Source organism: Mesorhizobium dulcispinae (assembly GCF_033977345.1).
Lineage (GTDB): Bacteria > Pseudomonadota > Alphaproteobacteria > Rhizobiales > Rhizobiaceae > Mesorhizobium > Mesorhizobium dulcispinae.
In genome coordinates this window covers 253,877-278,883 of the sequence record NZ_JAVIIY010000002.1, presented here as the reverse complement: position 1 = coordinate 278,883, position 25,007 = coordinate 253,877, and the positions used below count along the sequence as shown (strand labels likewise).

The following is a 25,007-nucleotide window of genomic DNA, read 5'->3' as shown; positions in this document are numbered from 1 at the left end:
CTTCGCCGTGCCTTCCGCCCGGAATTGCGTAAAACTCCCAGGGCCGGTTGGCCCACGCGATTGTTCATTACGGCAGCGGCGGGAATCGCCTAAGAAAGCCGGACATTTCCCTGAGGTAGCCCATGCCGCGCATTGCCTATGTCAACGGGCGCTACGTCGCCCATGCCGAAGCCAGCGTCCATATCGAGGATCGCGGCTACCAGTTCGCCGACGGCGTCTACGAGGTCTGCGAGGTGGCGCGCGGCTATATCGTCGACATGCCGCGCCATCTGGCCCGGCTCAAGCGCTCGCTGAAGGAATTGTCGATCGCTTGGCCCGTCTCGGAAGGCGTCCTGCCGATGCTTCTGCGCGAGGTCGTACGCCGCAACCATGTCGTCAACGGCCTGGTCTATGTCCAGGTGACGCGCGGCGTCGCCAGCCGTGAATTCTTTTTCCCATCGGCCGACATCAAATCGTCGCTGGTAATAACCGCCCGCAAGGCCGACCCCGCTGCTGCCGCCAAGCGGGTCGAGACCGGCATCAAGGTCATCACCGTCGCGGAGAACCGCTGGGAGCGCGTCGACATCAAGAGCACGGGTCTTTTGCCCAATGTGCTCGCCAAGCAGAAGGCCAAGGAGGCCGGTGCCCAGGAGGCCTGGTTCGTTGACGCTGATGGCACAGTCAAGGAAGGTGGTTCGTCCAACGCATGGATCATCACCCGCGACGGCGTTCTGGTGACGCGGCCAGCCGAGCACGGCATCCTGCGCGGCATCACGCGCACCACCTTGTTCGATGTCGCCGCCAAGCTCGGTTTGAAGATCGAGGAGCGCGGGTTTTCGGTTGCCGAGGCCAAGGCCGCGCGCGAGGCTTTCATCAGTTCCGCGACCACAATCGCCATGCCCGTCGTCGAAATCGACGGCGCTCCGATCGCAAATGGCCACCCCGGCTCTATGACACTTTCGTTGCGGCAGGCATTTTTTGACATTGCGGAAAAAAGTCCAGCCTGATAACCGCAAAGGTGGAATGAACCTCAACTATCTCGTTCTGCTTGTCGTTTAGGCGGCAAGAGGGGGTTTGCGCGCTTGACAGGTGCCGCGTAATTTGGCGCACTGGCCCGCAGACCGAAGGGGATCGGCGAAAGACAAAAACAATGGCGGAACGATCGCAAAACCTTCAGGACCTGTTCCTGAATTCAGTTCGCAAGAGCAAAAATCCACTTACCATCTTCCTCATCAACGGCGTGAAGCTGACCGGCGTCGTCACTTCGTTCGACAATTTCTGTGTATTGTTGCGGCGCGACGGGCATTCCCAGCTCGTCTATAAGCACGCCATTTCCACGATCATGCCGAGCCAGCCGGTTCAGATGTTCGATGGCGAGGAAAGCCAGGGCGCCTGATTGGCACGTGAGAAGGACGCGGACCGCAGCGTTCGCGGGAAACAAGGACACCAACTCGGGCCGGAAGCCAAGGATCCGACCCGGGCTGTTGTCATTGTGCCGGTGCTTACGCGTCAGCCGCGCGGCGACGATGATTCGAGCCGCCCGCGCCTGAGTCGCTCGGCGGATGCCCGCCACGACGAGGCGGTCGGGCTTGCCAGCGCCATCGATCTCGATCCGGTCCATACCGCGGTGGTGACGGTTGCCGATCCGCGGCCGGCAACGCTGCTCGGCAGCGGCAAGGTGGCGGAGTTCGCCGACATCGTGAAGGAGCGCAAGGCGGAGCTGGTCATCGTCGACCATCCGCTGACGCCCGTGCAGCAGCGCAATCTCGAAAAGGAACTGAACGCCAAGGTGCTCGATCGCACCGGGCTGATCCTCGAGATCTTCGGCGAGCGCGCCAGGACCAAGGAAGGTACCCTCCAGGTCGAGCTGGCGCATCTCAACTACCAGAAGGGCCGGCTGGTACGGAGCTGGACCCACCTCGAACGGCAACGCGGCGGCGCCGGTTTCCTCGGCGGTCCCGGCGAAACGCAGATCGAATCGGACCGGCGCATCCTGCAGGACAAGATCACCAAGCTGAAGCACGAGCTGGAGACGGTTCGCCGAACCCGCGACCTGCATCGCGCCAAGCGCAAGAAGGTACCGTTCCCGGTTGTGGCGATCGTCGGCTACACCAATGCCGGAAAGTCGACGCTGTTCAACCGGCTGACCGGGGCAGGGGTGCTGGCCGAGGACATGCTGTTCGCCACGCTCGACCCGACATTGCGCCGCGTGCGCCTGCCGCACGGCACGCCTATCATCCTGTCGGACACGGTCGGCTTCATCTCGGACCTGCCGACGCATCTGGTCGCAGCCTTCCGGGCGACGCTCGAAGAGGTCGTCGAGGCCGATCTGGTGCTGCATCTGCGCGACATTTCCGATCCCGACACTGCCGCGCAAGCCGAGGATGTCGAGCGCATCCTCGGCGATCTCGGCGTCGATGCCGCGGACACCAGCCGCGTGATCGAGGTGTGGAACAAGATCGACCTGCTCGACGAAGGCAATCGCGAGCGCCTGCTTGCCGAGAGCGCCGGCGGCAAGGCGCCGCCGATCGCGATATCGGCTGCGACCGGCGAGGGGATCGACGCGCTGAAGGCGCTTATCGAGACCAGGGTATCGGGCGAGCTGGAAACCATGACGGTGACGCTGAGGCCCGCAGAACTCGGCCAGGTCAATTGGCTATACCGCAACGGCGATGTCGTTTCGCGAACCGACAATGAAGACGGCAGCGTCACCATCTCGCTGACGGCGACGCACAGCGCCCGCCAGGAGATCGAGAGCCGACTGCACCGCAGAAGCCACGGCTAAGCCACGAAGCAATTCCAGGAAAAGTGTGTAGCGGTTTTCCGTCCGGAATTGCGTAGAACAGACACTTATTTTGCGCTTTTGGCCTGCTGCCAGAGCGCTTCCATCTCATCCAGCGTCGCCTTCTCCAGAGAACGGCCGGAAGCCTCGAGCGCCTGCTCGACATAGTGGAAGCGCGAGCGGAATTTCTCGTTGGTGCCGCTGAGCGAGGCTTCGGAATCGAGCTTGAGGTGGCGACCGAGATTGACGATGGCAAACAGCATGTCGCCGAACTCGTCCCTGATGGGTGCAGCGTCGCCCTTGGCGAGCGCCTCGCGCAATTCGCCGATCTCTTCCTCTATCTTGTCGAGGATCGGTGCCGCCTCGCTCCAGTCGAAGCCGACGCGGGCAGCCTTCTCCTGCAGCTTCAGCGCGCGGGTCAGGGCAGGGAGCGCCACCGGCACGCTGTCTAGATAGCCTTTGCCGTGATCTTCCGGGTCGAGGCCGCGCGCGATGCGGGCGCTGCGCTTGTCTGCCTTCTCAGCCGCCTTGATCTTCTCCCACATGCCCTTGGCCATGCCGGCGCTGCGCGCCTTCTCGTCGCCGAAGACGTGCGGATGGCGGCGGATCATCTTGGTGGTGATGGCTTCGACGACATCGCCGAAGGCGAACTCGCCGGCTTCCTCGGCCATTTGCGCGTGGTAGACGACCTGCAGCAAGAGGTCGCCCAGTTCTTCGCGCAGATCGTCGAAATCGCCGCGCGCGATCGCGTCCGCCACCTCATAGGCTTCCTCGATCGTGTAGGGCGCGATGGTGGAAAAATTCTGCTCGATGTCCCAGGGGCAACCGGTTTTCGGTGCCCGCAGCGCCGCCATGATCTCGATCAGCCGCGAAATGTCCTTCGAGGGTTTCATGCAACAAACCCTAGCGCGCGCAGCGGCAGGCGACCAATCCCGCCAACGGGCAAAAGCCTATTGTCCACAGTTGCGCGGACGCTCAGTCGAGAACCGAGACGATCGCCTTGGCGAGATCGTCCAATCCGTCCTCGGGCAGACCGGCGACGTTGATGCGGCTGTCGCCCACCATGTAGACGGCGTGGTCGGTGCGCAGCCGCTCGACCTGCGCTTCCGTCAACCCAAGGCGGGAGAACATGCCGCGATGGCTGGCGACGAAATCGAAGCGGTCGGAGTTGGACTGCCGGCGCAACGCTTCGGCGAAGGCGACGCGCAGCCTCAGCATGCGCAGCCGCATTTCCTCGAGTTCGGTCTCCCAATCCTTCTTCAGGGCGGCGTCTTCGAGCACGATGCGCACGGCGGCAGCGCCATGGTCCGGCGGCATCGAGTAGAGCGCGCGCGCCGCGGCCAGCATCTGGCTCATCGCCACATCCGCCTGCGCGCCGTCCTTGGCCACGATCATCGCCGCGCCGACGCGGTCGCGATAGACGGCAAAATTCTTCGAACAGCTCGAGGCGACGACCATCTCCGGCACCTTGTCTGCCAGCAGCCGCAGGCCGGCAGCGTCGGCGTCGAGGCCTTCGCCAAAACCCTGATAGGCGATATCGACGAAGGGCAGCAGGCCGCGCTCCACAACCACGCCAGCGACCTTGGCCCACTGCGCGACGTCGAGATTAGCGCCGGTCGGGTTATGGCAGCAGCCATGCAACAGCACGGCATCGCCGCTGTTGGCTGTCTTGAGCGCCGCCAGCATGTCGTCGAAGCGGACGGCGCCGGAAGCGGCGTCGAAATAGGGATAGTCGCGCACCTTAAGGCCGGCGGCGCGCATAACCGGCAGATGGTTCGGCCAGGTCGGGTCGGAGAGCCAGACCGTCGAGTCGGGACGGGTACGCTGCAGAAGCTCAGCCACCAGCCGGAGCGCGCCCGAACCGCCCGGCGCTTGCGCCGCGCGGATGCGCGAAAGGTCGGCCTTCTCGCCGAAGGCGAGCTTGATCATCGCGGTATTGAAGCCGGTATCGCCGGCAAGGCCGAGATAGGTCTTGGTGTCCTGGCTGGCGAGCAGCCGCTTCTCGGCCTCGCGCACGGCGCGCATCACCGGCGTCCTGCCGTCGCGGTCCTTATAGACACCGACGCCGAGATCGACCTTGCCGGGGCGCGTATCGGCGCGATAGAGGCCGATCAAGGCAAGGATCTTGTCGGCGGGCGCGGGCTGCAGGGTCTCGAACATCGATCAGGCTCCAATGGCGGCGGAGTGATACGCAAATCGGCCGCGCTTAGCCAGCGGTTTCCTCCGGATGCCCACTCGCTTGGACAAGGCGACGTCTGCCGGATCGCAAAAGAAACGGCAGGCAGGGATTAAAATCCCCACATGCTCCGTAAGCAGGGCATGAAACGGTCGATGGCACGCTTCGATATCGTCGGGCAGTTGGGGTCGCTGCGGCGCTACGCGCGCTCGCTGACTCGCGACAGCGCCGATGCCGAGGATCTGGTCCACGATGCGCTGGTGCGCGCTTACGAGCGGCGCAGCACCTTTCGCGCGGGCGGCAACCTGCGCGCCTGGCTCTTGGCGATCGTCCACAACATCTTCATCGACCGCTTGCGCTCGCGCCGGTCCGAGGCGGCGCGCATAGAGCAGGCCGGCCGTCTCGCCGATCAAAGTGTGGCGGCATCTCAGGACCATTCGGTGCACCTTTCGCAGGTGCGCGAAGCCTTCCTGGCGCTGCCGGAAGAGCAGCGTTCCGCCCTGAACTTCATCAACATCTTCCAGCTGCTGAACTTCACCGGCGAGCGTGAATAGTCCAGACCGCAGCAGGCAACGCTGGTGACCTTGGCGTGGCCGGAGGGCAATCTCCGGCCACTTTTTTTGGACAGGGCGGGGACGTAGATCGTTCGTCTTGAAAGCGTGAAGCGCGGGATAGCTCGCTGCCCTTGAGTTCGCGCGCGGCCTTTTGCTAGCCTGCCGGGCACACGAGCCAGCCGCGAGGTCGCATGGAACAGGATAGCCTGACACTCCACGGTGACGGCATCTCGGCAACCGTCGTCGGGCAGGGGGCCGAGCTGGTCTCCTTGCGCGACGCTGAGGGAACAGAGCTTCTGTGGCAGGCGGGCCCCGCCTGGCGCCGTCATTCTCCGGTTCTGTTTCCGATCGTCGGCCGGCTCAAGGGCGACCAGTTGCGCTATCGCGGGCAAAACTACCCGATGACGCAGCACGGCTTCGCCCGCGACAGGCGCTTTGACTGGACGGAGCAGGGGCCTTCCTCCTGCACGCTGGTCCTGACCGACGATGCCGAAACCCGCATCCACTACCCCTTCGCTTTCCGGCTGGCGATAAGCTACAGCCTGGCATCTCGCCGGCTTGGCGTGACTTTCGAGGTCACCAACACAGGCCATGAGATGCTGCCGGCCTCGATCGGCGCTCACCCGGCCTTCAACTGGCCGCTGCTGCCGGAATTGCCCAAGGAAGCCTATCGGCTGACCTTTGCCGACAATGAGCCCGCGCCGATCCGCCGCCTGAAAGACGGGCTGGTGCTGCCGACCCCGCAGCCAACGCCCGTGGAAGGCAAGACGCTTGCGCTCTCCGAGCGGCTGTTCGATGACGACGCCGTCATCCTGGACCGGCCGACCAGCACCAGCGTGCGTTATGCCGCCGGGCGGGGGCCAGCGATCGAGATGTCGTGGCAGGGATTCAACGAATTGGGCATCTGGTCCAAGCCCGGCGGCGCGCCGTTTCTGTGCATCGAGCCCTGGCACGGCATCGCAAGCCCGATCGATTTCGACGGCGATTTTGCCGACAAGCCGGGCGTGATGCTGATCGAGCCGGGCGCGAAGCGCATGCTGTCCTACCGGATCGGCATCGGCCAGGAGCCGTGAGGCATGGCCTTTGCGATCAAGGCCGAGGTCCAGGATCCGCAGGCCGAGACGTTCTCATTCGTCGCCCAGAAAACCATGTATGGCGGCAAGCAAATCGCCGAAGGCGACACCATCTTCGTTTTCGCCAGCGAGAATGAAGGCGGGCAGGGGCTTGTCGCGCGCGGCATCGTCACGTCATCCGAGATCATTCCCAGAAGGCCTGATCTCGAACGGCAGACGCCGCGCGTCAGCGTTTCCATCCGCCGCACCGCATTGGCCGCGCGGCGATTGGGCAGAGACGAGCTCAAGCGGTTCAAGGATTGGAAGGACGGTCGGCCCGAGACCGAGCTCAACTTCAAATTCTATCGCCAGGCGACGAACAAGATCGTCGGCGTCTCGGATAGGACGGCGGCGTTTCTCGATGGATTTTTCTAGGACGGCAAGCCACGGACCAAATCGATCTCCTTCAATGGATCGCCGCCGTCGATGAAGAGCCGGCCACCTGGCTTCAGGGCAGCCTTGATGCGCGTCAGTGCCGCCCGGCCAGCCTCGGGATGACGCCCGTCGAGCGCGCCGACCCGCATGGCAAAGGCGATATCGAAGAGGGCATCGCCGGACCTCAATGCGAAGTTCTCGATTGCTGCATGCCTGAAATCGAGACAGCCCAAAGCCATCTCGTCGGCCGATCCCGCGCGCGCCAATCGGATTGCTTTTTCGGAACGATCGATCGCCAGAATGAAGCCGTCGCCGATACGGCGAGCGACAGCGCGAGCGGCAACGCCGGGGCCGCATCCGATCTCCAGGACACGAAGTCCCGGTTTCAACGGAAGCGCTTCGACGAAAGCGGATATCCGCTCAGAGATTCCGGCAGCCATGAGACGAGTTATGCAACTCGGTTTGCGAGCCACGCAAGCGGGGCGGCTTTCATGGACGGCTCGACGCGGTTCGTTGTAGACGTTCCAACCGATTGATTTTGGAAGGAGACGCAGCATGGACCGGTTCCCGGGCGGTTGCCTGTGCGGCAATGTCCGATTTGTGGCGTCGGGTCGTCCATACCGGGTCGGCGTCTGCCATTGCCTCGACTGCCGCAAGCATCATGGTGCGCTCTTTTACGCTGCCGCGGTGTTCCCTCAGGAAGCGGTGACCATCGGGGGCGAGACACGCGACTATGCCGGACGGTTTTTCTGTCCGCGTTGCGGCTCCTCGGTTTTTGCGCGCACGGCGGACGAGATCGAAGTGCACCTGGGATCTCTGGACGCGCCTGACCAACTGACGCCAACCTACGAACTCTGGACCATCCGCCGCGAATCCTGGCTGCCGCCGTTTCCGCTCACGAGACGATACGAACGCGATCGTGAAGTCACGGGTCGCTCTGAGGAGTAGGGGGCACCGGCAGCTTTCGGATCGAATGACCTACTGCCAGGTCAAGCCGGCCGTCACTCCGGAAGTCCTGCCTTGCGAAAGCCGTCGACGAAATGCTCAAGCGTCGCGTCGTCACGAAACGGTTCGGTCCAGACCCAGTGGCTGGTTGTGAAGTGCGGGTTGGCGACAAGGAACAGGTCGACCTCCGAGCGCGCCTCGTCGAGCCGGCCGAGTTGGGCAAGGCTCGCCGCCAGGAAACGGCGTGAGCTGGTGCGATAGGTCTCGTCCCGGCGTAGGGTCTCGACGGCAGCTTCGTATTCGCCGGCCGCATACTGCGCCTGGCCGAGTGTCAGATAGTACCAGCTTGGCGGATAAGGGTTCAGCCGGAACGCCTTGCGAATGTGCTCGAGGCTTTCCTCGATCTGGCCGGCCAGAACCTCAATGTCTGATATCGTCGCCCAGATGTCGGCATCGTTCGGGTCGAGCTCGATTGCCCTGGCGAATTCCGCATCGGCCTCGTCGAAGCGACGCTCATAGGCAAGCAAGTTGGCCAGCACCCAGCGGCAGCCTGCATCGTTGGGATCGATCGCCACGGCCTTGTGCGCCAGTTCCAGGGCGACGCTACGGTTGGTCTCAATGGGTTCACCCCAATGCACCCAGCCCATCCAGTGGTTCATGGCAAGCCAGCGATGGGCCTCGGCGTAGTCCGGATCGAGCGAGACCGCGCGCGTCAGCATCAGATGCGCTTCCCGCGCCGTCTGTGGCGAATCGTCGATCAGCTTGCGCGCCCGCACGCACAGATCATAGGCCTCGAGATTTTTGGGCCGGTTGCGTGGCGGCGATGCGCGCAGCCTGCCGAGCAACGCCTCGACGATCTTGGCCGTCACCTCGTCCTGGACGGCGAAGATATCTTCCAGGCTGCGATCGAAGCGTTCCGCCCACAGATGTTCGCCGCTCACCGCGTCGACCAGCTGCGCGTTGATGCGCACGCGCCCCGCGGCGCGGCGCGCGCTGCCTTCGAGCAAATAGCGCACGCCGAGATCCTCGGCGATCGCCCGCACGTCCATCGCCTTTCCCTTGTAGGCGAAGACCGAGTTGCGCGCGATGACGAACAGGCCCGCATTCCTGGACAGGTCGGTGATCAGGTCTTCGGTCAACCCGTCCGCGAAGGATGCCTGTTCGGGATCGTTGCTGAAATTGACGAAGGGCAGCACGGCTATCGATGGCTTGCCGGGTAGCGGTAAAGATTTTCGCTTCGCGTCGCCGAGCTGCTCGATGGCGCCAGTGAAGCGGTAGCCGACGCGCGGAACCGTGGCGATCCATTCACTGCCGTCGGCGGCCGGTCCGAGCAGTTTTCTGAGCTGCGCGATCTGGACGGTGAGGTTGCCTTCCTCGACGGCGGTGCCCGGCCATGCCGCGTCCATCAGCTCGGCCTTGGCCAAGATTTCGCCGGGACGTTCTACGAGCGCGGCAAGGAGCTTCAGCCCGCGATAGCCCGCGGCCACGGGGACATCGTTCCGAAGAAGCGTTCCCGCGGATGAATCAAGCACGTACGGGCCAAAGGCAAAGCGCGATCCCTGCATGCGGCGCATCTATAGAGCAATTCCAGGAAAAGTGCGAAACGGTTTTCCGCCTGGAATTGCGTGAAAACAAAGAGATAAGGCGGTTCGTCGTTTGCGTGAAACGATGAACCGCTGAAGCCCATTTGGAAGTTTTGAGAACTATTTGGACGGCCTTAATTACGGCGCTGTTCGCATCCTGCACAATTCAACCTCTTTCAGGTCGAAGGCCTCCGGGCACTCAACCATCAGGAGGTTGTCATGAACGATACCTTTGCCTCGGCGCCGCATCAGTCAGCGTGCGCGGGAAGGGCCGTAAGGTCGCGAACGTCGCCTCGGCGCTACAGCCTCGCGGCCTTGCGAAGCGCTGTCGCAAGCTGGCGCGAACAGACGCACTTTCGCTGGGAACTCAAGCGCATATCAAGGGACAATCCGCATCTGATCGACGATATCGGTTTGACGAGACGGCAGGTGGAGGAAGAGATCGCCAAGTTGCCGTTCTGGCAGCGATGATGTGAATGCCGTAAGGACGCCGTGTCGCCACCGATGCGTCGGCGTAACGCTTGCCGAAAGTGCCATGGGGCAGGGAGATTGCCTCCTGCATGATCTCGACGCGCATCACGGACGTCCTAGCCATATCCCTTCGCTGCGTTGCCAGATGATTGGCTCCCCTCGTGCCCTGTTTTCTTCTGGAGGGTGTAGGAAAGCCCAGTTTCAAATATAAATATATTGCGCCGCAACAAAATGTTGCACTGCAGGTAATGCTGCCACATACTAGGCTCGCTGTTCTGGGGCGCGGGCGAGACACATCGTCAACCGGAAGGATAGGAAATGTCCAAGACCACCGACAAGCCCACCGAAACCGCCGAATTTCCGGCAGTCGACGCTGGCAAGGCCACCGATCAACTTCGTGCAGTCGCCGAAAAGGGCGTGGAGCAGTCGAAAGAAGCTCTTGCGAAATTCCAATCGGGCGCTGAAGACGCCCGGAAGGCGCTTGAGTCGACCGCCGAAACCGCGAAATCGGTCGGCAACGAGCTGTCGCTGAAGATGATCGCCGCATTGCGCGCCAATGCCGAAGCTGATTTCTCGCACGCCGAAGCTCTGGTCCGTGCGAAGTCGCTGCCGGAAGTTTTTGAGTTGCAGACAACCTTCCTGCGCAAGCGCGTCGAAATGGGTGTCGAGCAAGCTAAGGAATTTCAGGAACTCACTACCAAAGCGGCGACCGACGTTTCCAAGCCGGTCAAAGATGCCTTCGAGAAGGTGCTGCAGAATCTCAAGGCCGCCTGATTGTTCAAGCTAATCCGAGTCCGAGGGAACAAGCTGTCATATCGCGCGGACAGGGGTACGAAAGCCAAGCTTTGCGATGCGATCGCAGATATTTGGGGCGGCATGCCGGGTTCCGTTCACGCATGCCACTCCAGCCCATTCGTCGCAAAGCGCCCCTGAAAACCTCAGGCGGCTCGCAAGTGCCGTTCAGCGTCGCGTGCGGCGATTTTGGCAAGCGGCGCGAGGATCGCACTTTCGGCCTTCAGCGCGACATCGCCCAACGAGATGAGGCCCGTCATCCGTTTGTGCCGGTTGAGACATAGATGCTGCAGCAAAAAGTCGCATAAGATAGATTATGGAACTGAAATGCCAGCCGCAGATCTGCATGCCGGCGCCAACGTCGAACGCTATGGCATCGCGCCGCTGTTCGGCGACGCTGCAGGATAACCGGGCGCACTTCAATGGTGCCGATCGGGACGTTGGTGACGCTGCTCGGAACCAAGACAGTCTCTTGATGAAAAGGCGCGCCTATTGCCCTGATTCACAAGGAATTTCGATCACCATGCCGTCATAGGCCGGCACCACATGGTCCGGCGTCTCGGCCATCACGGCGGCATAATCCAGCGGCACGTGCATATGCGTCAGCACGGCGTTTTTCGGCGCAAGCTTCTCGATCCAGTCCAGCGCCTCGCCGAGCGACAGATGGCTCGGATGGGTGTTGTACTGCAGCGCGTCGATCACCAGCGTGTCGAGGTCGCGCAGCCGCTCGGCGGTGGCAGCCGGGAAGTCGCTGATATCTGGGCAATAAGCGAGCCCGCCGATGCGGAAGCCCAGCGAGATGATATCGCCGTGGATCTGCGGCAGCGGCTCAAGGGTGAGGGGACCCCCCTCGCCTTCGATCGTCACCGGTCTGCCATGATCGATGATATGGGCGTCGACGATCGGCGGATAGGAACTGCCGGGCGGCGTCTCGAAGCAATAGCCGAATGCGTGGCGCAGCCGCAGCATGGTCGGCTGGTCGGCGTGGATGTCGATGCGGCGGCGCTGCTCGAGCACGAAGCCGCGCAGATCGTCGATGCCGTGGATATGGTCGGCATGCGGATGCGTATAGACCACTGCGTCGATGCGTTTGACCGAAGCGAGCAGCATCTGCTCGCGGAAATCCGGTCCGGTGTCGATGACGACCGTAGTGCGGGTGCCATCGGAGGCGATCCGCTCGACCAGGGCCGCCGTGCGCATGCGCCGGTTCCTCGGATTGCTTGGATCGCAATTGCCCCAATCACCGGTGATGCGCGGCGTGCCGGGCGACGAGCCGCAGCCAAGAATGGTGAGGCGCAGCCGGTCGCTCATGTCTCAGGCGGCCGCCATGTCCGGACGCGGCATCTTGGTGAACAGCCGGAAGACGTTTTCGGTGGTGATGTCGGCGATCTCCGCCTCGCTGACGCCGATCGTCTCCGCCAGCACCTTGGCCGTATTCGCGACATAGGCTGGCTCGTTGCGTTTGCCGCGATGCGGGATCGGCGCAAGGTACGGCGCGTCGGTCTCGACCAGCAGCCGCTCGCGCGGCACGTCGGCGGCAATCGCCCGCAGCTCGGTCGAGTTCTTGAAGGTCAGGATGCCCGAGAAGGAGACATAACCGCCCAGCGCCACGCCGACCTCGGCCAGCCTGCGCCCTGACGAAAAACAATGCAGGATGAAGGGAAAGACGCCCTTCCCTGTCTCTTCCTCGAGGATCGCCGCCATGTCGTCGTCGGCGTCGCGCGAATGGATGACCAGCGGAAGGCCGGTGCGTCGCGCGGCGGCGATGTGGGTGCGGAAGCCTTGCGCCTGCGCCTCGCGCGGCGCGCGGTCATAGAAATAGTCCAGTCCGGCTTCGCCGATCGCCACCACCTTCGCATGGCCGGAAAGCCGCACCAGTTCGTCGGCGGTCACGTCGAGTTCTTCCGCTGCCTGGTGCGGGTGCGTGCCGACCGAGCAATAGACCTCGCTGAAAGTTTCGGCGATTTCAAGGATTTGCTGAAAGCGCTTCACGCGTGTCGAGATCGTCACCATGCGGCCGACCCCGGCGGCGAGAGCGCGGGCGACGATGGCCGCCCGCTCCTCGGCGAAGTCCGGAAAGTCGAGATGGCAGTGGCTGTCGACAAGCATCAGGCTTTTGCGTCCTGCTCGACGTAACGCGGAAACACGCCCTCGGGTGCCGGCAAGGCGGTGCCGGGCACGAGCGCATGTTCCGCGTGGACATGCGCGAAATTGCGCTTGTCCGCAGGCACGGCCAATAGGTCGAGCAGCTTCGCGGCCGATCCCGGAATAAAGGGCTGGCCGAGCACCGCCACCCGCCGCACGATTTCGGCCGTCGTCCACAGCACCGTTTCCATGCGCTCGGGATCGGTCTTGCGCAGCGCCCATGGCTCCTGGGACGCGAAGTAGCGGTCGGCTTCGGCCACCACGCCGAAGATCGCCGCCAGCGCCAGATGGATGCCCTGCTCCGCCATCGCCTTGCGCGCCACGACAAGCGCCTCCACTGCCTGGTCGAGGATCGACCGGTCGGCTTCGGCCAGTTCGCCGCGCCTAGGCACAGCGCCACCGCAGTTCTTGGCGATCATCGACAGCGAGCGCTGCGCCAGATTGCCGAGCCCGTTGGCAAGATCGGCATTGGTGCGGTTGACGATCGCCTCGTGGCTGTAGTTGCCGTCCTGGCCGAACGGCACCTCGCGCAGGAAGAAGTAGCGCACCTGGTCGACGCCGTAGTGCTCGACCATGGTGAACGGGTCGATGACGTTGCCGACCGACTTCGACATCTTCTCGCCGCGGTTGAACAGGAAGCCGTGACAGAAGACGCGCTTCGGCAGCGGGATCCCCGCCGACATCAGGAAGGCAGGCCAGTAAATCGCGTGGAAGCGCACAATGTCCTTGCCGATGATGTGCGCGTCCGCTGGCCAGAAACGCCATTTCTCAGCATTTTCATCGGGATAGCCGATACCGGTGATGTAATTTGTCAAGGCGTCGACCCACACATACATCACATGCTTCTCGTCGCCCGGCACCGGCACGCCCCAGTCGAAGGTGGTGCGCGAGATCGACAGGTCCTTCAGGCCCGACTTGACGAACCTCATCACCTCGTTGCGGCGCTCGGCCGGGCCAATGAAATCGGGCTGGCTTTCATAAAGCGCGAGGAGCTTGTCCTGATAGGCCGAAAGCCGGAAGAAGTAGCTCTCTTCCTCGACCCATTCGACGGGCGTTCCCTGCGGCCCGTAGCGGACGTTGTCGGCCCGGACCTCGGTCTCCTCCTCGTCGTAATAGGCTTCGTCGCGCACCGAGTACCAGCCGGCATAGCCGCCCTTGTAGATGTCGCCATTGGCGGCCATCGCCTTCCATATCGCCTGCGAGGAAGCATAGTGCCGCTCCTCGGTGGTGCGGATGAAATCGTCGTTGGAGGCGTTGAGCGCGCTCGCCATGCGCTTGAACTCGGCCGCGTTGCGGTTGGCGAGCTCGCGAGGCGAAATGCCTTCCTTGCGCGCCGTCTGCAGCATCTTGATGCCGTGCTCGTCGGTGCCAGTCAGGAAGTAGACATCCTTCCCCTCGAGCCGCTGGAAGCGGGCAAGTGCATCGGTGGCGATCAGTTCGTAGGCATGGCCGATATGCGGCTTGCCGTTCGGGTAGGAGATCGCGGTCGTGATGTAGAATGTGTCGCGTGACATGAATGAACCGTCATGAATGTCTGAATGTGAGTTGTGGCGGTGGATAAACTATCGGCATCGCGATTGCCATCCCGCTGCATGCCGCCCAAAAGTGGCCCCGGTTTTGGGGCAACGGCATGCACCAGAGAAGCCGTCACATTCGCATCACAGAATTCAGGCGGTCGATCATGGTCAGGGCGTGCTGCTTCTTGTCGAGATTGTAAGTCTCGGCTTCAGATACCGTGTTCAGCGCCTCCTGCCAAGCCTCGGACAGCGTTTTGGCCCTGGCGAGGTCGCCGGCTATAGCCGCTTCGCTAGCGGCGGCCGACAGAAGATCAAGCGCGCGGCGGTTGAAGATATCGAACTGGATCCCCTGGTCGCGCCCGGCCACGGCTTCGGCAAGGCGATGGGCGCCGGCAATGTCGGGCTTCTGCGCAGCCACCAGGGCATCGAGCGCGCCGGCGATTTCCAGCCCGCCATATTGGGTAAGCAGGATCGCATTGCGGGCGCTGCCCCCTGCCCGCTCGGCCAGTGCCGCGCGCGCCGCCGGATCCTCCGGCGGTGGCGGCTCGATGCCTTCCAGCACGGCCATCAATTCGTCCGGCGCAAGCGGCGTCAGCCGGACCATCTGGCAACGCGACCGTATCGTCGGCAAAAGGCTGCCCGGCGCGTGCACGATGAGGATGAACAAGGTACGCGCCGGCGGCTCCTCGAGATTCTTGAGCAAGGCATTGGCGGCATTGGTGTTCATGTCGTCGGCCGGGTCGACGATGACGACGCGGTAGCTGCCGTCATGCGAGGTCATCGACAGGAAGCGGCTGACCTTGCGGATCTCGTCGACGGTGAGCACCGTCTTGAAGCTCTTGGTCTTGTCGTTAGCCGGACGGGTGAGATGCAGCACCGAAGGATGCGCGCCGGTGGCGATCTGGCGAAACAGCGACGATGCCGGATCGGGGATTGCAAGCGCTTCTGGCGCGGCCGCGAAATCCGGATGTTTGAGAAGGTGATGCGCCAGGTGGAAGGCAAGCGTCGCCTTGCCGATGCCGTGCGGCCCGGCCAGGATCAACGCGTGCGGGAGCTTGCCGGCGCGGTAGGCTGCGGCAAGCATGCCGGCTGCCTGCGCATGGCCGATAAGCCGCGGTGTCTCCGACGGCTCGGGGACGCCGTCCAGCGTGTCATGCTGTTCGGGGGCGATGCGTTCGAAGATCATACCGGCGCCGTCTGCTTCCTTTGCGCCGGCATCCGCTTTTCCAGCACCGCGAACACGGCCGCGGTGACGACGTTTTCCACCGTTTCGGGATCGGCCGACGCATCGATGACGATGCAGCGATCCGGTTCCGCCTCGGCGATCGCCAGGTAAGCCTCCCGCCGGCGCTGGTGGATGGCTAAAGTCTCCTTCTCGAAGCGATCGGCGCTGTCGCCGGCGCCGCGGCGCGCCGCGGCGCGTTTCAGCCCTTCGGCCGCATCGATATCGAAGATCAGCGTCATGTCGGGAACCATGCCGTTGATGGCGACCGCTTCCAGCGCCTCCATGAAATCCGGATCGAGCCCGCCTGTGACGCCCTGATAGACGCGCGAGGAATCGATGAACCGGTCGCAGAGCACGATCGTGCCGCGTTCGACCGCCGGCCGGATCACCTGCTCGACATGATCGGAGCGCGCGGCGGCGAAGAGGATGGCCTCCATCTTCGGGCCGAAGGGTTCGGCGGCGCCGGACAGAAGCACATGTCTCACCGCCTCGGCGCCCGGCGAGCCGCCCGGCTCGCGCGTCACCAGAACCTCGTACTTCTTGGCGCGCATGCGCCGCGCCAGCCGCTCGATCTGCGTCGACTTGCCGGCTCCTTCGCCGCCTTCGAAGGTGATGAAAAATCCGCTCGCCAATCGAGAATGCCTTCGCCCGTGCTGGCCGCTGTCATAGCTCCCGTCCGACAAAAGGTCCACGAGCCTGCCCGATCACAAATGTTTCTGACGCAGCCAGCCGACAGCCAGTTCCTTGGCGGCGTCGAGCGCACGCTGCGGCAGCGTGCCGACCTTCACCGGCTCGGCGGCGAAAAGCGGCGTCCGCTGGCTGAGCGTGTCGCCTATCCAAACGCGCAGCTCCCCGACCGGTTGCCCCTCCTCCACCGGCGCCGCCACAGGACCCTCATAGACGATCCTGGCGGTCAGCTTGTCGCGATTGGCTATCGGCAAAAAGATGTCCACCGGCCCCTTGGCTTTCAAGGCCACGCCGGATTTGGCGCCCCCAAAAACCTCGGCTTCGCCGACAACCTCGTCCTTGGCGAAAATCTCCGTCTTCTGGAAGGAGCGCGACCCCCAGTCGAGCAGCTTGCGCGCCTCCTCGGAGCGTTCCCGGTCGCTCGTCAGCCCGCTCATCGCCGCGATCACGCGGATGCCGTTGTGGCTTACCGTGCCGACAATGCCGAAGCCGGCGGACTCGCTCGCCCCGGCCACGAAGCCGTCGGCATCGATGCCCATGACGAGCAGCGGATTACGGTTCCTCTGGGAGATCTTGTTCCAGGTGAAATCGGGCTGGCCGTAATAGCGGAAGAACTCGGGATAGTCGCGCCAGATGTGCAGCGCCAGCATCGTGAGTTCCCGCACCGTCGTCTGCTGGCCGTCGGCCGGCAGCCCGGTCGAATTGACGAAGGTCGATTTCGAGAGGCCGATCTCGCGGGCGCGTTCCGTCATCTGGGCGGCGAAATTCGCCTCCGAGCCCGCCATGCCTTCGGCAAGCACGATGCAGCCGTCATTGGCGGCCTGGACGGTCACGCCCTGGATCAGATCCTCGACGCGGACTGCCGACTTGAGCTTGGCGAACATGGTCGAGGTTCCGGACGGCGCGCCGCCGGTGCGCCAGGCGTTTTCGCTGACCACGAAAGTGTCGTCGAGCGTGATCCGCTTCGATTTGATGGCGTTGAAGACCACCTCCATCGTCATCAGCTTGGCCATGGAAGCCGGCGGAATCGGCTTGTCGGCATCCTTGGCGAAAAGCACGGTGCCGGTATCGGCATCGATCATGAAGGCCTGGGCCGCCTTGGTCTCGAAAAGCTGCGCGCTCGCCTGGACGACGCAAAGCAGCACCAGCACCAATCCCAGGAATCCGGCGAAAGGCTGAAAAATGCGGAACTGCATGAAGTATCGACCCATTAGCCGGACTGGCCCGGCCAAGCTATCAGGGTTCGTTCCGCCGGATCAACGGCGCTCGCGAAATTGATCAGTTTCGCACAACTAACGCGTCCGGTGCCCCGTGCGACCAGGCCGCCTGCAGCAGGTCGTCGATGCTGCCATGGCCATCCGGATAGACGTTGACCGCGTACCAGTCGTTGCCGTCGAGCTCGGTGCGCTGGATTTCGGTCCTGCCGAACGGCTCGAGAGCCGTCGCCACGCGCTTTGCCTCACCGGCATCGTCGAAGGAGCCTGCCGCGACATAGTCCACGGCCGGCGCCTGTTCCTGGCGGTTCGATTTCTTCCACGACTGCAGGATGTCGGCCGGCGACATGCCGCTGCCGTCGAGGGCCGCGAAGACGTCGGCACGCTTGATGCGCTCATCCGCGTAGGACAGCGAGGCCATGGCAAAGGGCGAGTTCGGCGGCAGCCTGAACTCCGGCCGCTCCGGCACGATCGGCCCGAAATCCGGCAAAGCGACGTCGCTGGCGCCCGGTACCTGCGCTGACATGGACGGCTGCTCCGCAGGCACCGGCTGCTCCGACCGACCGGGCTGCGCGGCAAAAGCCTGCCCCGAATTGGTCAGCTGGCCGGGGAACGGCACCGCCGCTGGAGGTGCATCACTCATCGACAGGCTGGGCGACGGGCCGTTCATGGCCACCATCACGCCGGTCGGCAGACCGTCGGACGGATCGGGCCGCCTGTTCCCGGGATGGTAGGAGGCCATCAGATACTGGTCGTCATTGCCGTCGAGCGGCGCCCGGCCGACATATTCAACCTTCACCCTTGCGGTGCCGACCTTGCCATAGTCGAGCATCTGCGCGGCGCGTTCCGAGACGTCGATGATGCGGCCCTCATGGTATGGGCCCCGGTCGTTGACGCGCACGATGACCGAACTGCCGGTGTCGAGATTGGTAACACGGGCATAGCTCGGCAGCGGCATGGTCGGGTGCGCCGCCGTCAGTTGCGCCGTGTCGTAGACTTCGCCATTGGCGGTCAGGCGGCCGTGGAAGGCGTCGCCATACCAGGAGGCCAGCCCCACCTTGGCGTAGTGCCTGTCTTCCTTGGGATAGTACCACTTGCCGCGAACCTGATAGGGCTTGCCGAGCTGGTCGCGGCCGCCGCCGCGCCGCATGAAGGCGACGCGCGGGCTCGCCTTCACGCCATATTCGGATTCGGCGAAATACTCCTTGGAGCGCGGGCGTTTGTCGATCATTGACTTCGGCTGCGGCGTGGAGGTGCAGGCGGCAAGCAGCACCGCTGAGAGGGCGCACAGCGCGAAGGCAGGAGCGCGACGAAGACGCGGGCGCGCCGAAGTCTGCATGTTTTCGATTGTCCCCTAAAGTCTCGTCGCCATCACTCGGAGCCAAGCGCCCGCGAATGCCAGCAACACCTTGATCCCCAATCCCTTTGTGCGCAGGAATTGCTTATCACGATGTTAATCGATTATGGCCGGAACCGGGCGAGATTATGGCGAGGCCTGCCAGGAAGGCGAGCCTTGCATAGATGAGCGCCGGATGGAGGGGCAGCTTTTTGGAGGGGGGACTTCCATTTTCCAGCCGGCGCTCACAGCGCCGGAACTCCCTGCGCCAATCAGAGTCTAGCATGAGCGTTCTCAAGGACTTCCTAGACCGAACGGATGACTCGGTTCATCCATATTATCCATCGCTTGACTATCTATCGCTTGATGGACCTTGGCCGCGACAGTGGAGGCGCTTTCGATCCCTGCCGGAGGCGTTGCCCGTCGGGCTCGCCGTCGCGGGACAAGAAGACGCCCACCACGTTTTCCGTAGCGGGCGCAGTTCGGGAGGAAATGAGACGTGTGCGGTCAGGGCGTCCCCTTTACCCGAGGAAGACGGTACGCCTCGCTTAGCCGGGTAGTAAGCGCGCAGCAGTTGAAGCGCTGCATATTCAAGCTGCGTGACTTTTCTGCCACAGACATAAGAACACCCGGCCGACTAAGCAGCCGGCCATGCGCATCTTCCGCCTGACAGCGGCAAGGCATCGCCGCAGCGGTTGACGCAACCCTGACCGCCGCACTACAGGAGAAGCGCGAACCGGTCGGGAACGCCTGCGGCGCCAATTTGGCGCCCACCAATTGAAAAGCGACCGATAGCGATGATCCCAAGTGGTTGAAATACCACGATGGAGGGATGGCCGAGCGGTTTAAGGCACCGGTCTTGAAAACCGGCGTGGGCGCAAGTTCACCGTGGGTTCGAATCCCACTCCCTCCGCCAGATACAGCGCGCCTCGAATTCATTAGCAATTGCTGAAGCCCGCAAGGCTGGCGCCAGCCAGCCGTGCTAATGGCAGCGATCATCTACCTTGGAGCGCAGCCATGACCTCTCCCATTGGAAACCAGCAAAATGCCGGCGCCGTGCAGCGTAATCTCAGACCTCAGGCGCCATCCGAAGGAACCTTTCCCGGCAAGAGCGCCGAAAGCGTTGGCCATCTTGCGAAGGCCTCCGTTTTGGAAACGGGGGACAGTGAGCCGGATGCGCAAGGGCGAGCGGCTTCCCGGATCGCTCGAATGGACGTAACGGTGCTTCCTCCGACCGGTTCCGACGATGGCCAGGCGCCGGATGCAGGAACCGGCGAAGCGACCGCAGCGGACGTGGACCCTACAGAGAGCGCTCTCGGGTAGTACCGGAAGCCGAAGCAGCATCTTCCTGTCGGCAATGATGGCGTCCTCAACAGCCGCCGCGCCTTGATGACAAAGGGACAAGCTCGGGCGCTGCCGAAGCCGGCAGCAATCTCACAAGCGCGTGCGTTTGGTTGATTTCTCAGACAAAATATGGTGCTTGTCGCGCCCATGAAAAAGCTCTGCCTGATGGTCTTGGCGTCCCTGACGCTGGCCTGGCCGGCCAAGGCGATGGACAATGCGCTTCGCGCCGGCCTGCTGAAACTTGATCCGCAGACTCGTCTCGAGCAGCGTTGCGACGCCGAGGTTCTCGACCGGATCAGCCACGACGATCACAACTTCAAGGCCGACCGTGTGGTGGCCTATGCCTTCGCCACGCCGCAGATGAGCGCCGATGCGATCAAGAGCTCCGGCGCCGCCTTTCGCAGCAAGGGCCAATGGTACCGGCTGAAGTTCAAATGCCAGACCGCCCCCGACCACATGCAGGTGCTGCAGTTCCGCTACAAGATCGGTGACGAGATCCCGGAAACCGATTGGGCAAAATACAATCTTTACGACTGACGGATTGCCCTCGATTAGCGGCCCAGCGCCGGCCTTCGCTTGCAAAAGTCCAAATAGATTTTCGCTGGAGCAGATGCCTTGCGACGGCTTGTTCCGGCTGTTCTCTTGACGCGCGGGAACCATACACGTTAGGGCGTCGGGACATTCGACGATCAGCACTCAGCGGACAGCAAAGGGCTTCCAGACGATGGATATTTTCAGCGCTGCAAGCCTGAGCGCTCTTCTTCAGGTCATCGCCATCGACCTGGTGCTTGCGGGCGACAATGCCATCGTCATCGGGCTGGCGGCCGCTGGCCTGCCCGCCGAGCAGCGCAAGAGAGCAATCTTGATCGGCGTGCTGGCGGCGACGGTGCTGCGCATCCTGTTTGCGGCGGTAACGGTCAAGCTGCTTGCCATCGTCGGCCTGCTGCTGGCCGGCGGCATCCTGCTGCTTTGGGTCTGCTGGAAGATGTATCGCGAGCTGCGAACCTCGCAAGCCGACGAGCAAGAAGCCACGGAGGCGCTGGCCAATTCCGACCTCGACAGCGACAAGGCTATTGCCGGCAAGGCGCCGCGCAAGACGCTTGGCCAGGCCGCGCTGCAGATCGTCGTCGCCGACGTGTCGATGTCGCTGGACAACGTGCTGGCCGTCGCAGGCGCGGCGCGGGATCATTTCTGGGTGCTGGTCATCGGGCTCGTATTGTCGATCGGCTTGATGGGCCTTGCCGCGAGCTTCATTGCCAGGCTGCTGCACCGTTACCGCTGGATCGCCTATGTCGGCCTGGCGATCATCCTCTACGTCGCTCTCGACATGGTCTACCGCGGTGCTATGGAAGTCTGGCCGCACGTCAACAATGCGGTGAGCTGACACCGCCATCTGAAGCGGCTTCGGCCGGCCGACGAGCCGGCCCTTCGCATCGCGTTTTGCCGCAGCGAGGACCAGCCCATACCAATGCCGCAATTAGTGTGATATTGCGCCGCCGATCCCGAAAAGCCTGGAAAACCTTATGTCTGCCCCTCGTGTCAGTTTCGTCAGCCTTGGATGCCCGAAGGCGCTCGTCGATTCCGAGCGCATCATCACGCGGCTGCGCGCCGAAGGCTACGAGATCGCCCGCAAGCATGACGGGGCCGACCTCGTCGTCGTCAACACCTGCGGCTTCCTTGATTCCGCACGCGACGAGTCGCTCAACGCCATCGGCTCCGCCCTTTCCGAAAACGGCCGTGTCATCGTTACCGGCTGCCTCGGTGCCGAGCCGGAGGTCATCCGCGAGAAGCACCCCAATGTGCTGGCGATCACCGGGCCTCAGGCCTATGAGAGCGTGATGGCGGCCGTGCATGAGGCCGCGCCGCCCAGCCACGACCCCTATATCGATCTGCTGCCGCCACAGGGCGTGAAGCTCACGCCGCGCCACTACGCCTATCTGAAGATTTCGGAAGGCTGCAACAACCGCTGCACCTTCTGCATCATCCCGGCGCTGCGTGGCGATCTCGTCTCGCGGCCGGCGGCGGACGTTTTGCGCGAAGCCGAAAAGCTCGCCAAGGCCAGCGTCAAGGAGATCCTCGTCATCTCGCAGGACACCAGCGCCTACGGCATCGACATCAAATACCAGACGAGCCTGTTCGGCGACCGCGAGGTGCGCGCGAAATTCCTCGACCTCGCCGAGGAGCTCGGCAAGCTCGGCATCTGGATACGCATGCATTATGTGTATCCTTACCCGCACGTCGCCGACGTCATTCCGCTGATGGCGGAGGGAAAAATCCTCCCCTATCTCGATATCCCCTTCCAGCATGCCTCGCCGCAGGTGCTGAAGAACATGCGCCGTCCCGCCCATGGCGAAAAGACGCTGGAGCGCATCCGCGGCTGGCGCGAGGTCTGCCCTGACCTTGCCATCCGTTCGACCTTCATCGTCGGCTTTCCGGGCGAAACCGAAGACGATTTCCAGATGCTGCTCGACTGGCTGGACGAAGCAAAAATCGACCGCGCCGGCTGCTTCAAATACGAGCCGGTCAAAGGCGCGCGCTCCAACGATCTCGGCCTGGAGCAAGTACCGCAGGAGACCAAGGAAGCGCGCTGGCACCGCTTCATGCAGCGCCAGCAGAAGATCTCGGCCACGCAATTGGCCAAGAAGGTAGGCAAGCGCCTGCCGGTGCTGATCGACGAAGCGCATGGCACTTCGGCTAAGGGCCGCACCAAATACGACGCGCCCGAGATCGACGGCTCGGTGCATATCCAGTCACGCCGCCCGCTGCGCGCCGGTGACATCGTCACCGTCAAGGTCGATCGCGCCGACGCTTACGACCTCTACGGCTCAGCGGTCTGATAGCCGCGCGAAAGCAGACGTCTTGAATGGAAAGGGCGCCCTGCGGCGCCCTTAGGCTCTTGACAGCCCCTCGGCTTCAGCGGCTTTCGTCAGAGCTTCACCGTTTGGATTGCAGCCAGGGAACGATCGATCACCTGATCGAGTGTCTCACCGAGGCGCGTGCCCTCGGTTGCGACCGCAGACAGCCGTGCGGCAAATCCCAAATGGTAGTCGACGAACCACTCGGGGCGCGGCTCCGGCTCCGGAAACGGTCCCCACCACGGGGGAAGTTTCGGGATCTTCGGCCGTGTGGGACACCAGTCGTCAAGGTCGCTTATCAGCGCCTTCATATCGAGCCCACCTCGTTCGGCCACCCAAGCATGGCGGACAAATTCCTCAGCAACCGCTGCGCCCAGTTCATGCGGCGGCAGCGGCTGCGGATTGAGTGCAATCCGCGCAAGCCCACCCTGCGGTCCGCGCGGGATGACATCGTAGATGGCGGGAAATCGTTTCCCGATGATTGCCAGAAGCTTTTTATTCAATTGCATAAGACCCCCTTCTGCGGGCGCTTGTCACGCCAGCTGGTTTCGTCTGATTTGCGCGATAAACATGGAAGTAGACGCCGTCGACGTATGTGAAAGCGGTCACGGACCCGGGTTCAAATGCTGTGACGGTTCCATTAAAAACTATAGTTCGGAAAAAGATAGAGCGAGACTTATCTTAAATACTTGGCATGCAGGATCGTACAACAATCTTTAGCCGACTGGCAAAACGCCAGATCAGCTTCGGCCTTGGGCAGGGAAATCTCGCCAATCGACCTTGCAAACGAATGAGGGCGCCCACGAGGCGCCCTCTCCGGTTCGAAACTCGTTGCCGCTTACTGCGGCAGCTTGTCGTCGATGCCTTTGACATAGAAATTCATGCCGAGCAGCGTGCCGTCGTCGGCGACCTCGCCGTCCTTTAGCCAGGGCGAGCCGTCCTGCTTGGACACCGGGCCGGTGAAGGGGTTCCAGCCGCCGGCGATCTTCTTCGAGGTCGCCTCGGCCATGGCCTTGACATCGTCAGGCATGTTGGTGAATGGCGCGAGCTTCACGGCGCCGTCCTTGATGCCGAGCCACACATTGTCCGGCTTCCAGGTGCCGTCGAGCGCGGCCTGGACGCGGCTGATGTAATACGGGCCCCATTCGTCGGTGAGCGAGGTCAAGGCCGCATTCGGCGCGAACTTGATCATGTCGGAGGACTGGCCGAAGCCGTGCAGCTTGCGCTCCTCGGCGACCTGCAGGGCAGCGGTGGAGTCGGTATGCTGGACGATGATGTCAGCGCCCTGGTCGAACAGCGCCTTGGCGGCGTCGGCTTCCTTGCCCGGATCGAACCAGGAGTTCACCCACACGATCTTGACCTTGAAGTCCGGATTGACCGACTGCGCGCCGAGTATGAAGGAGTTGATGCCCATCACCACTTCCGGGATCGGGAACGAGACGATGTAGCCGGCCAGCCCCTTCTTCGATTCCTTGGCCGCGATCTGGCCGAGCACATAACGGCCTTCATAGAAGCGCGCGTTGTAGATGCCGAGATTGGCGCCGGTCTTGTAGCCGGTGGCATGCTCGAACATCACCTTCGGGAACTTCTTGGCGACCTTCACCTCGGCGTCCATGAAGCCGAACGAGGTGCCGAAGATGATCTTGCACTTCTCGCGCGCCAGGCGCTCGAAGGCGCGGTCGGCGTCGGGGCCTTCCGAGACGTTCTCGAGATAGGCGGTCTGGACTTTGTCGCCGAGCGCCTTCTCCACCTCGAGGCGTCCCTGGTCGTGCTGGTAGGAGTAGCCGAAGTCGCCGATCGGCCCGGTATAAACCCAGCAGGCCTTCAGCTTGTCGGCCGCCTCGGCGGTCGCCGCCAGCGACAGGGCCGCGGTTGTGGTCATCAGCGCAATAAGCAGTTTTTTCATCGTGTTACC

Annotated in this window: 23 protein-coding genes, 1 tRNA gene and 1 pseudogene; 12 read left to right on the top strand and 13 right to left on the bottom strand. The window is 63.1% G+C overall.

Annotated features, from left to right (window positions below; all coding sequences use genetic code 11):
• The first annotated feature begins 122 nt into the window (after positions 1–122).
• From RFN30_RS05970 to hflX, 3 genes are all read left to right on the top strand, one after another.
• A complete protein-coding gene (locus tag RFN30_RS05970; RefSeq protein WP_320261211.1) occupies positions 123–986 on the top strand; it encodes a D-amino-acid transaminase in 864 nt (287 codons plus the stop codon).
• 143 nt (positions 987–1,129) lie between these two features.
• The gene (gene hfq, locus RFN30_RS05965; RefSeq protein WP_006202172.1) at positions 1,130–1,375 is read left to right on the top strand and encodes an RNA chaperone Hfq; all 246 of its coding nucleotides are present in this window, start codon (positions 1,130–1,132) and stop codon (positions 1,373–1,375) included.
• The gene (hflX, locus tag RFN30_RS05960) at positions 1,376–2,764 is read left to right on the top strand and encodes a GTPase HflX (protein WP_320261210.1); all 1,389 of its coding nucleotides are present in this window, start codon (positions 1,376–1,378) and stop codon (positions 2,762–2,764) included.
• 65 nt (positions 2,765–2,829) lie between these two features.
• Here hflX and mazG read toward each other — a convergent pair whose 3' ends face one another.
• Positions 2,830–3,654: a nucleoside triphosphate pyrophosphohydrolase gene (gene mazG, locus RFN30_RS05955; protein ID WP_320261209.1), complete on the bottom strand. Its 825-nt coding sequence runs from the start codon at positions 3,652–3,654 to the stop codon at positions 2,830–2,832.
• A gap of 82 nt (positions 3,655–3,736) precedes the next feature.
• Entirely contained in the window at positions 3,737–4,921 is a 1,185-nt protein-coding gene (locus RFN30_RS05950) for an amino acid aminotransferase (protein ID WP_320261208.1), read from the bottom strand.
• Between the two features lie 141 nt (positions 4,922–5,062).
• On the opposite strand from RFN30_RS05950, the pseudogene RFN30_RS05945 reads away from it, so the two are divergent.
• The 3 genes and pseudogenes from RFN30_RS05945 to RFN30_RS05935 all read left to right on the top strand — a co-directional run.
• Positions 5,063–5,455, top strand: a pseudogene (locus RFN30_RS05945) (sigma-70 family RNA polymerase sigma factor); the annotation flags it as partial.
• Positions 5,456–5,682: 227 nt separating this feature from the next.
• On the top strand, positions 5,683–6,564 hold the full coding sequence (locus tag RFN30_RS05940; protein WP_320261207.1) for an aldose 1-epimerase family protein: 882 nt from the start codon (positions 5,683–5,685) through the stop codon (positions 6,562–6,564).
• A gap of 3 nt (positions 6,565–6,567) precedes the next feature.
• Positions 6,568–6,978, top strand: coding sequence for a hypothetical protein (locus RFN30_RS05935; protein WP_320261206.1), 411 nt, complete (start codon positions 6,568–6,570; stop codon positions 6,976–6,978).
• Here the strand turns inward: RFN30_RS05935 and RFN30_RS05930 are convergent.
• Positions 6,975–7,535 carry a class I SAM-dependent methyltransferase gene (locus RFN30_RS05930; RefSeq protein ID WP_320261205.1) on the bottom strand — a complete coding sequence of 187 codons (561 nt, stop codon included), beginning with the start codon at positions 7,533–7,535 and terminating at the stop codon, positions 6,975–6,977. The two genes, RFN30_RS05935 and RFN30_RS05930, sit on opposite strands and share 4 nt — an antisense overlap.
• Here RFN30_RS05930 and RFN30_RS05925 point away from each other — a divergent pair.
• Entirely contained in the window at positions 7,534–7,926 is a 393-nt protein-coding gene (locus RFN30_RS05925) for a GFA family protein (protein WP_320261204.1), read from the top strand. The two genes, RFN30_RS05930 and RFN30_RS05925, sit on opposite strands and share 2 nt — an antisense overlap.
• Positions 7,927–7,979: 53 nt before the next feature.
• On the opposite strand, the gene RFN30_RS05920 is transcribed toward RFN30_RS05925, so the two are convergent.
• On the bottom strand, positions 7,980–9,497 hold the full coding sequence (locus RFN30_RS05920) for a winged helix-turn-helix domain-containing tetratricopeptide repeat protein (protein ID WP_320261203.1): 1,518 nt from the start codon (positions 9,495–9,497) through the stop codon (positions 7,980–7,982).
• Between the two features lie 798 nt (positions 9,498–10,295).
• Between RFN30_RS05920 and RFN30_RS05910 the strand changes: the two genes are divergently transcribed.
• Positions 10,296–10,751, top strand: coding sequence for a phasin (locus RFN30_RS05910; RefSeq protein ID WP_320261201.1), 456 nt, complete (start codon positions 10,296–10,298; stop codon positions 10,749–10,751).
• A 507-nt stretch (positions 10,752–11,258) separates the two neighbouring features.
• Here the strand turns inward: RFN30_RS05910 and RFN30_RS05905 are convergent.
• The 7 genes from RFN30_RS05905 to RFN30_RS05875 all read right to left on the bottom strand — a co-directional run bounded on the left by RFN30_RS05905 (position 11,259) and on the right by RFN30_RS05875 (position 18,896).
• Positions 11,259–12,080 carry an MBL fold metallo-hydrolase gene (locus RFN30_RS05905; RefSeq protein WP_320261200.1) on the bottom strand — a complete coding sequence of 274 codons (822 nt, stop codon included), beginning with the start codon at positions 12,078–12,080 and terminating at the stop codon, positions 11,259–11,261.
• Between the two features lie 3 nt (positions 12,081–12,083).
• Entirely contained in the window at positions 12,084–12,878 is a 795-nt protein-coding gene (locus RFN30_RS05900) for a TatD family hydrolase (protein ID WP_320261199.1), read from the bottom strand.
• Positions 12,878–14,428, bottom strand: coding sequence for a methionine--tRNA ligase (gene metG, locus RFN30_RS05895; protein ID WP_320261198.1), 1,551 nt, complete (start codon positions 14,426–14,428; stop codon positions 12,878–12,880). Before metG ends, RFN30_RS05900 begins: the two co-directional genes overlap by 1 nt.
• Positions 14,429–14,561: 133 nt before the next feature.
• Positions 14,562–15,617 carry a DNA polymerase III subunit delta' gene (locus tag RFN30_RS05890; protein WP_320261197.1) on the bottom strand — a complete coding sequence of 352 codons (1,056 nt, stop codon included), beginning with the start codon at positions 15,615–15,617 and terminating at the stop codon, positions 14,562–14,564.
• Entirely contained in the window at positions 15,614–16,288 is a 675-nt protein-coding gene (tmk, locus tag RFN30_RS05885; RefSeq protein ID WP_320261196.1) for a dTMP kinase, read from the bottom strand. Before tmk ends, RFN30_RS05890 begins: the two co-directional genes overlap by 4 nt.
• A 72-nt stretch (positions 16,289–16,360) precedes the next feature.
• Complete coding sequence (locus RFN30_RS05880) at positions 16,361–17,539, bottom strand: D-alanyl-D-alanine carboxypeptidase family protein (protein ID WP_320261195.1); 1,179 nt, start codon at positions 17,537–17,539, stop codon at positions 16,361–16,363.
• 82 nt (positions 17,540–17,621) lie between these two features.
• On the bottom strand, positions 17,622–18,896 hold the full coding sequence (locus tag RFN30_RS05875; RefSeq protein ID WP_320261194.1) for a septal ring lytic transglycosylase RlpA family protein: 1,275 nt from the start codon (positions 18,894–18,896) through the stop codon (positions 17,622–17,624).
• 823 nt (positions 18,897–19,719) lie between these two features.
• On the opposite strand from RFN30_RS05875, the gene RFN30_RS05870 reads away from it, so the two are divergent.
• The 4 genes from RFN30_RS05870 to rimO all read left to right on the top strand — a co-directional run bounded on the left by RFN30_RS05870 (position 19,720) and on the right by rimO (position 23,074).
• Positions 19,720–19,809: transfer RNA gene (locus RFN30_RS05870), tRNA-Ser, on the top strand.
• A gap of 557 nt (positions 19,810–20,366) precedes the next feature.
• Entirely contained in the window at positions 20,367–20,774 is a 408-nt protein-coding gene (locus tag RFN30_RS05865) for a DUF930 domain-containing protein (RefSeq protein ID WP_320261193.1), read from the top strand.
• A 187-nt stretch (positions 20,775–20,961) separates the two neighbouring features.
• On the top strand, positions 20,962–21,621 hold the full coding sequence (locus RFN30_RS05860; protein ID WP_320261192.1) for a TerC family protein: 660 nt from the start codon (positions 20,962–20,964) through the stop codon (positions 21,619–21,621).
• 139 nt (positions 21,622–21,760) lie between these two features.
• A complete protein-coding gene (rimO, locus tag RFN30_RS05855) occupies positions 21,761–23,074 on the top strand; it encodes a 30S ribosomal protein S12 methylthiotransferase RimO (protein ID WP_320261191.1) in 1,314 nt (437 codons plus the stop codon).
• Positions 23,075–23,163: 89 nt separating this feature from the next.
• On the opposite strand, the gene RFN30_RS05850 is transcribed toward rimO, so the two are convergent.
• Positions 23,164–23,601 carry a hypothetical protein gene (locus RFN30_RS05850; RefSeq protein WP_320261190.1) on the bottom strand — a complete coding sequence of 146 codons (438 nt, stop codon included), beginning with the start codon at positions 23,599–23,601 and terminating at the stop codon, positions 23,164–23,166.
• Positions 23,602–23,930: 329 nt separating this feature from the next.
• Positions 23,931–24,998 carry a BMP family ABC transporter substrate-binding protein gene (locus RFN30_RS05845; protein ID WP_320261189.1) on the bottom strand — a complete coding sequence of 356 codons (1,068 nt, stop codon included), beginning with the start codon at positions 24,996–24,998 and terminating at the stop codon, positions 23,931–23,933.
• Positions 24,999–25,007 lie beyond the last annotated feature (9 nt).

Coding starts and splice junctions, on each gene's coding strand:
- RFN30_RS05970 (WP_320261211.1), top strand. CDS start 123: ATGCCGCGCATTGCCTATGTCAACGGGCGCTACGTCGCCCATGCCGAA.
- hfq (WP_006202172.1), top strand. CDS start 1,130: ATGGCGGAACGATCGCAAAACCTTCAGGACCTGTTCCTGAATTCAGTT.
- mazG (WP_320261209.1), bottom strand. CDS start 3,654: ATGAAACCCTCGAAGGACATTTCGCGGCTGATCGAGATCATGGCGGCG.
- RFN30_RS05950 (WP_320261208.1), bottom strand. CDS start 4,921: ATGTTCGAGACCCTGCAGCCCGCGCCCGCCGACAAGATCCTTGCCTTG.
- RFN30_RS05940 (WP_320261207.1), top strand. CDS start 5,683: ATGGAACAGGATAGCCTGACACTCCACGGTGACGGCATCTCGGCAACC.
- RFN30_RS05935 (WP_320261206.1), top strand. CDS start 6,568: ATGGCCTTTGCGATCAAGGCCGAGGTCCAGGATCCGCAGGCCGAGACG.
- RFN30_RS05925 (WP_320261204.1), top strand. CDS start 7,534: ATGGACCGGTTCCCGGGCGGTTGCCTGTGCGGCAATGTCCGATTTGTG.
- RFN30_RS05930 (WP_320261205.1), bottom strand. CDS start 7,535: ATGCTGCGTCTCCTTCCAAAATCAATCGGTTGGAACGTCTACAACGAA.
- RFN30_RS05920 (WP_320261203.1), bottom strand. CDS start 9,497: ATGCGCCGCATGCAGGGATCGCGCTTTGCCTTTGGCCCGTACGTGCTT.
- RFN30_RS05910 (WP_320261201.1), top strand. CDS start 10,296: ATGTCCAAGACCACCGACAAGCCCACCGAAACCGCCGAATTTCCGGCA.
- RFN30_RS05905 (WP_320261200.1), bottom strand. CDS start 12,080: ATGAGCGACCGGCTGCGCCTCACCATTCTTGGCTGCGGCTCGTCGCCC.
- RFN30_RS05900 (WP_320261199.1), bottom strand. CDS start 12,878: ATGCTTGTCGACAGCCACTGCCATCTCGACTTTCCGGACTTCGCCGAG.
- metG (WP_320261198.1), bottom strand. CDS start 14,428: ATGTCACGCGACACATTCTACATCACGACCGCGATCTCCTACCCGAAC.
- RFN30_RS05890 (WP_320261197.1), bottom strand. CDS start 15,617: ATGATCTTCGAACGCATCGCCCCCGAACAGCATGACACGCTGGACGGC.
- RFN30_RS05880 (WP_320261195.1), bottom strand. CDS start 17,539: ATGCAGTTCCGCATTTTTCAGCCTTTCGCCGGATTCCTGGGATTGGTG.
- RFN30_RS05875 (WP_320261194.1), bottom strand. CDS start 18,896: ATGCAGACTTCGGCGCGCCCGCGTCTTCGTCGCGCTCCTGCCTTCGCG.
- RFN30_RS05865 (WP_320261193.1), top strand. CDS start 20,367: ATGGTGCTTGTCGCGCCCATGAAAAAGCTCTGCCTGATGGTCTTGGCG.
- RFN30_RS05860 (WP_320261192.1), top strand. CDS start 20,962: ATGGATATTTTCAGCGCTGCAAGCCTGAGCGCTCTTCTTCAGGTCATC.
- rimO (WP_320261191.1), top strand. CDS start 21,761: ATGTCTGCCCCTCGTGTCAGTTTCGTCAGCCTTGGATGCCCGAAGGCG.
- RFN30_RS05850 (WP_320261190.1), bottom strand. CDS start 23,601: ATGCAATTGAATAAAAAGCTTCTGGCAATCATCGGGAAACGATTTCCC.
- RFN30_RS05845 (WP_320261189.1), bottom strand. CDS start 24,998: ATGAAAAAACTGCTTATTGCGCTGATGACCACAACCGCGGCCCTGTCG.